General features: G+C 64.4%; 6 protein-coding genes. 2 read left to right on the plus strand and 4 right to left on the minus strand.

Annotation, left to right across the window (positions count from 1 at the left end; genetic code table 11):
- Window positions 1-154: 154 nt before the first annotated feature.
- The 4 genes from IVB32_RS16340 to IVB32_RS16355 form a co-directional block, all read right to left on the minus strand.
- Window positions 155-781, minus strand: coding sequence for a transglutaminase-like cysteine peptidase (locus IVB32_RS16340; protein WP_247299762.1), 627 nt, complete (start codon window positions 779-781; stop codon window positions 155-157).
- Window positions 782-1112: 331 nt separating this feature from the next.
- Window positions 1113-1724, minus strand: a complete 612-nt coding sequence (locus IVB32_RS16345) for a PilZ domain-containing protein (protein ID WP_085396156.1) — start codon at window positions 1722-1724, stop codon at window positions 1113-1115.
- A 68-nt stretch (window positions 1725-1792) separates the two neighbouring features.
- A complete protein-coding gene (locus IVB32_RS16350; RefSeq protein ID WP_247371653.1) occupies window positions 1793-2959 on the minus strand; it encodes an MFS transporter in 1167 nt (388 codons plus the stop codon).
- 52 nt (window positions 2960-3011) lie between these two features.
- Window positions 3012-4259 (minus strand): MFS transporter, encoded by a 1248-nt coding sequence (locus IVB32_RS16355; protein ID WP_245288415.1) that lies wholly within the window; start codon window positions 4257-4259, stop codon window positions 3012-3014.
- A gap of 249 nt (window positions 4260-4508) precedes the next feature.
- On the opposite strand from IVB32_RS16355, the gene IVB32_RS16360 reads away from it, so the two are divergent.
- Both IVB32_RS16360 and IVB32_RS16365 read left to right on the plus strand, forming a co-directional pair.
- Entirely contained in the window at window positions 4509-5660 is a 1152-nt protein-coding gene (locus IVB32_RS16360; RefSeq protein ID WP_247410743.1) for a zinc-binding dehydrogenase, read from the plus strand.
- A gap of 113 nt (window positions 5661-5773) precedes the next feature.
- On the plus strand, window positions 5774-6005 hold a 232-nt coding region (locus IVB32_RS16365; protein WP_247410745.1), incomplete at its 3' end, for a VOC family protein.

Genomic DNA, 6005 nt, shown 5'->3' on the forward strand with positions numbered 1-6005 from the left:
CGTGCCCTGGTCGCGGCAGGCGCCGCAGAACTAAGCGAAGTACACCCTAAAAAAGTTGCGGCCAGCCATTGGGGGATGGCTGGCCGCGCGCGAACCGGTCTGGGACGGGGAGGGGTGGGGATGTGACCGGGTCGCGTATCTCTTTCGTTTGTCTCTACTGATCCCTTGCGCTGGCGGTGGAGACCGCCGGCTTGGTGTCGCCGAGCGAGACCCAGACATTGGGATCGCTCTGCGACTGGCGCTTGACGAAGCGGTAGCCGGTCTCCGTCCAGGCAACGACGTTCTCGTTCTGATTGTCGAGAACGAACTCGCCCTTGTCGGTCTTCACCGTCAGCACCGCGTGTCCTTCGCCCTTCTTGTCGCGCACCACGGTGATGAGCAGGGCCTCGCGCGGCCATCCGGCATCGATTAGCATCTTGCGCTTCAACAGCACGTAGTCCTCGCAGTCGCCGTAACCGTCCGACGGCAGCGACCACTTTTCGATCACGCCCCAGTGCTCCTGGTCGGTCAAAGGCTTGACGGTCTCGTTGACCCAGCGATTGACCTTGACGAGGTCGCGCCATGCAGCCTGCGACATCACGATGTCACGCGGTTGCGTCGGTGCGCCGTGGCACTGAGCGGCATTGTCCGCACAGAACTCGACCCAGCCGATCGGCGCACGCGTGGTGTCGCCGAGGCTTGCGTAGAGCAGACGGCCTTCGCCGGCCTGCGCTGCCGCGCTCATTCCGAAGAGCATGGCGGCGAGCGCCAATCCCTTCCCCTGTCCCCTGAAATCAAACATTGCGGCCCCCGTTTCTTGTTGGGACCACATTGCGCAGGCAGCTTTTGAGTTGCCGCTAAGTCAGTCAAGTCAAGTCGAGACGAATGCAAGTAAAACACGCGGCGAATTCGATCTATACTTGAGTCAAACTTGAATAAAATTCGATATGACTGCAATTGATTCAAATTTTATGGATTAACGCGGAAACGCTGGCGGAACCGTTGTTTGCACGCTCCCGCAGCCTCCGCGTTAACCCGCGCGAGCCTCGACGCCACCCATGAAAAAGGCGGCGTCCGCATCGCGGAGGCCGCCTTCAGTACTGGAAATGCAGTGGTTTTGGTGCCTTCGCGCTTTACCGCGCGGTAACGCTCTCTTCGAGAGTTTCAATTGGCTGGGAATGCATGAACTCGAGCGCGAAGCCATCTTCGAGGTTTCGGACCACGCGGCCCTGCACCCGGCCGAGCAGAACCGTCGATTTCAGCGGGGGGCGGTTCTCCGCGGCGATGGCGGCGCCCGACAGCGAGAGGTCGATGATGCGGCAGGTCATCTTGGTGCCGTCCTCGAGCGTCAGCACCGCGATCGGATTGCGCGGCACGATACGATCGTGGCGGCGGTCTTCCGGCAAATTGAGGATGTCGCGGTTGGCGAGCCAGGTCAGCTGTGCCGCAAGCTTGTCGCGCTTTCGCGGCGTGGCACCGACCGTCATGGCGAAGCCATTGTCGATGATGCGGGTGATCTTGCCCTCGACGCGGCCGATATGGTCGAGATAGGCGACCACGCGGTCGCCGACATTGCCGATGCCGGGGGCCAGCAGCGCCAGCCCGCCCGGCGACATGTTGATCACCTGGCAGGGGAATTCACGGCGGTCCGGCAGCATGTAGCGGCCGAGCAGGTGAACCTTCACCCGCTGGAAACGCCGACGTTCCTCGGCGGCCGGAAGAAATCTTTTGTGCGCCAACGCCATTTTCACAACCCGACCCCCCGCCTGGCGGAGTCCGGGACGACCCTAAGGTGCACAGGGTTAATGCCGCGTTAGGATCGGGCGCGGCGATGACGAACAGACACAATGCGTTCGAAAAGCCACATCAGGGGCGGGCAGGCCAGCACCGTCAGCGCGCCGAGGTCGAGCGCGACCGCGGCAGTGCCGGCCGATTTGGCGAGCCGGCCCGCCACCGCCGGTCCCAGCATCATCGCGGCATAGAAGAGAGTGTAGAACACGCCCATCCCGATCGCCCTGGTTTCCCGCACGAGCACGCGGGCGGTCAGGCTCATGATCGGCCCGGCCGGATGGCCGCCGATCAGGCCGATCAGGACGAGGATCGTGATCACGGCGTCGGACCGGGTCAGCCAGGCCAGCAGCCCGGCCACCACCAGGCTGGCCACGATAGCCAGCACGAACGGCCGCTTGAAGCGATCGGCGAGATAACCGCCTGCCGGCACCGAGATCACCGACAGCCACATCACGAGGCTGATCGCCGATCCCGCCGCGGCAATGCTCCAGCCGCGCTCGGCGAGCAGCGAGGGGCCGAACGAGAAGATCATGGCGAAGCCGACATTATAGAGGCCCCAGATCGCGCCCGCGACGATCACCGCCAGAAGCGCGAGCGGATCAAGCCGCCCGGAGCCGGCCGCGCTGGCGGTTGCTCCCGGCGGTGCTTGGTAGAACGTGATCAGCACAATGCCGATCGCGGTGAGCGCGCCGGCCACGAGGAACACGGCGCCCGCGCCATAGGCCGTGCCGATCGCCGGCAGCACCAGCAGCGAGATCGCAACGCCGGCCGGCCAGGAGTTGACGAAGATCGCCATCGCGGTAGCGATCTCCTTCCCCGCAAACCAGTCGGTGCCCATCTTGGTGAGCTGCACGGTCAGCAGCACGCCGCCGGCGCCGGAGGCGAGCCGGCCCGCCATCTGCCAGCCCCAGACGTCGGTGCTGGCCATGACGAGACTGCCCGCCGTCATCAGCAGCAGCGCCACGATCGTGGTGGGCTTGTCGCCAAGCGTCCGGCCAATCGCGCCGCCCGGCAGCGCCAGCACGATGCCCGGTGTGAAATAGAGTCCGATCAGGATGCCGATATCGGCGAGCCCGACGCCGAAGCTCTGCTGCAGCAGCGGCGCGACCGCGGCCACGCTCTGGAACTGGAATGCGATGGTGAGGCGAACGACGAACAGGATCGCAAGTATGCCCCAGCGATTGCGCAACGCTTCATCTCCCCAAACCCTGTATCGAGCGTGCGGTGGGGAGACGCCGGAGTCAACCGGCCGTCTTCCTCGTCGCGCGCCCATAGAGAAGACATAGCAGTGCCAGCAGCACTGCGGCTGAGAGCCCGAGCGACCAGTGGATGCCGATCGCCGCACCGAACAGTCCGACCGTGATGCCGCTGAACGCCCGCATCCCAAGCCCCGCCATGTTGTAGAGGCCGACGACGCGACCGCGAATGTCGGACGGCGCGTTCAACTGCACCAGCGCCTGCGCCATGGTATTGAACGACAGCTCGAAGAAGCCTGCAAAGAACAACAGCACGATCGCGACCGGATAGATCCGCACCGAGGCGAAGCCGAGCAGCGCCACGCTCCACAGCATGGCGAGCATGATCGCGGTGCGCGGCGTGCCCTTGAGCCGCCCCCAGGATTCCAGCGCGATGCCGGCGAGCAGTGCGCCGGCGGCATCGGCCGCGAGCAGCACGCTGTAGGAGATTCCGGGATCGCCGTGGCCGAGATCGCCGGCAAAGCCCGGCATCTGGGCGTGATAGGCATTGCCGATCATGAAGGAGGTGAGGCCGGCGAGCCATGTCATCGCCGTCAGCACCGGCTGCGTGCCGATGGCGCGGATGGTCAGCATGATGTCGGCAAGGCCGCGCACGGCGAAGCGCCGCACGGCGACACTCTTGTCCCGCACCGGCGCCCAGAACAGCCACAGCAGCATCGGCAGATAGAACAGCGTGTTGAAGATAATGCCATGCGAGGTGCCGAGCGTCAGCATGATAATGCCGCCGACGGCAGGTCCGACCAAAATGCCGAGATAGCGCGCCATCGCATTCAGCCGCACCGCGCTCGGAAGATCGGCCGGACCGACGAGATCATAGAGCAGCAGCTGGTTCGGCGTCTGCCACAACACGCCGGCGCAGCCATGGATCACCAGCAGCAGCATGGCGTGCCACATCTCGATGGCGTCGGTGATGAAGAAGAAACCCCATCCAGCCGAGGCCACGATGAACAGCAGCATGCCGCATTGAATGATGCGGCGCGGATCGACCCGGTCCGCCAGCCCGCCAACCGCGACCGAGAACAGCAGGAACGGCAACCAGTGCGACAGCACGGCAAAACCCGCCAGCGCCGGCGAATGGAATTTCTGGAACACCACCCAATAGCTGATCACATGCTCGATATTGTCGGCCATCATCGCCAGCACGTAAGCGATGAACTGGAGCCGGTAGGGCACCGACCTCATCGCTGCGAACGAGCCGGACGCGACCACGGGATTTTGAGGGAGGGGGTTCAAGCGGGCACCTGGGGTGGGACTTTGGCGCCGTGCCTACACGTTCGCCGTCGAGCGCTCAAGGCACTTGGGTGTGTGGAGACCAGGGTCCCGTAGCCCGGATGACGAAGCGATATCCGGGAATGCTGGCCCCGCATGTCGCTTCGCTCATGCGGGTTACGAGACCGCGGCTTGGCACCAGCGCGCATCTCACATACGCTTCGCTTCAGCCCGCACCAATCAATCATAACAGACGGGCAGCGAGGACACGCCATGGACCAGATCCGCGTCTGCACCCACGCAGGGCCGGGCAGCGAACCCGTCATTCGCACCGTGCCGTGGCCGAAGGTCGGCAAGAGGGCCGCGCTGATCAAGGTCGGCGCGTGCGGCGTCTGCGGCACGGACCTGCACATTCTGAAGGGGCATTGGCCGAAGCCGCTGCCGTGGCCGTTCACGCTCGGCCATGAGCTCGGCGGAATCATCGTCGAATGCGGCGACGAATTCACCGAGGACTTCATGAGCAAGCCGCTCAAGGTCGGATCAAAAGTGATGATCCCGCCGCTGATGCCCTGCGGCCGCTGCTATTACTGCATCCATTATCCCCAAGTCGCCAACAAGTGCCTGACGCCGGTCTATTACGGCCGCTATCTCGGCTTCGACAAAGCGCCTCACATGTGGGGCGGCTGGGCCGAATATGTCTATGTCGATCTCGACATGCTGCCGGGCACCAAGATCTACAAATTGCCTGACGACATGTCGCTGCGGCTGGGTGCGCTGTCGGAGCCGCTGACGTCCTGCATCCGCGCCTTCAACCGCGCCAGCCGCGCCGGCGGTTTCACCTGGGGCGACACGGTGGTGATCCAGGGCTCGGGTCCAATCGGCATTCTCGCGGTCGCCGCCGCGCAGGAGATGGGAGCAGGGCGCGTGATCTGCGTCGGTGCGCCGGAGGAGCCGCGGCTCAAGCTCGCGCGTGAGTTCGGCGCCGAGGCGACAGTGAACATCGAGGAACTGAAGTCAGCGCGGGACCGCATCGCCCGCGTGCGCGACATCGTCGGCGGCTTCGGCGCCGATCTGGTGATGGATTGCTCGGGTCACCCCTCCGCCGGCCCCGAAGGCGTCGAGATGCTGCGCGACGGTGGCACTTATGTCGAGATGGGCCAGTTCACCGACGCCGGCTCGATCGAGACTTCATGGCACCGCATCTGCACCAAGGATATCAACGTGCTGGGCTCCTGGGGTTTTACCGCCAACGATCTGCCGCTCGGCGTCGACATGCTCCATCGCACGGCGGGCAAATATCCCTGGCTGAAGATGCAAACGATCTATCCGTTCACGGAAGACGGCGTCGCGCAGGCGGTCAGGGATGCCATGGCGATGAAGACGGTGAAGTCGACGATCGTGCCGTGGCCGGAGCTGGTGGAGTGAGAAGTTCGTGGCCTGGATGGAGCGCAGCGCAATGCGGAATTCTCGCCGACAGCTCCCCGTATTCCGCTACGCTCCATACGGGCTACCCGCCGACGTTTGGAATGAAAGACTCGATGATGGAAGAACACACAACCGAACCAGGTCAGCGCTCCCGCTCCCCCTTCCGCGCCATCCGTGCGATCGACTACACCGTCATTTTCGTGCGCGACATGGCGGCGATGCGGCGCTTCTATGAAGACGTCCTCGCATTTCCGCTGCTGCGGGAGCTGTCGCCGAACTGGATCGAGTACGGCTTGGGCCCCAGCACGCTGGCTCTCGCAAGGCCGGGCCGAACCGCGACTGACG

The sequence above is a fragment of the Bradyrhizobium sp. 23 genome (genome assembly GCF_023073295.1).
Classification (GTDB): Bacteria; Pseudomonadota; Alphaproteobacteria; order Rhizobiales; family Xanthobacteraceae; genus Bradyrhizobium; species Bradyrhizobium canariense_D.

Excerpts from the sequence above, each read along its gene's own strand:
- IVB32_RS16360 (WP_247410743.1), top strand. The coding sequence starts at position 4,509 with ATGGACCAGATCCGCGTCTGCACCCACGCAGGGCCGGGCAGCGAACCC.
- IVB32_RS16340 (WP_247299762.1), bottom strand. The coding sequence starts at position 781 with ATGTTTGATTTCAGGGGACAGGGGAAGGGATTGGCGCTCGCCGCCATG.
- IVB32_RS16345 (WP_085396156.1), bottom strand. The coding sequence starts at position 1,724 with ATGGCGTTGGCGCACAAAAGATTTCTTCCGGCCGCCGAGGAACGTCGG.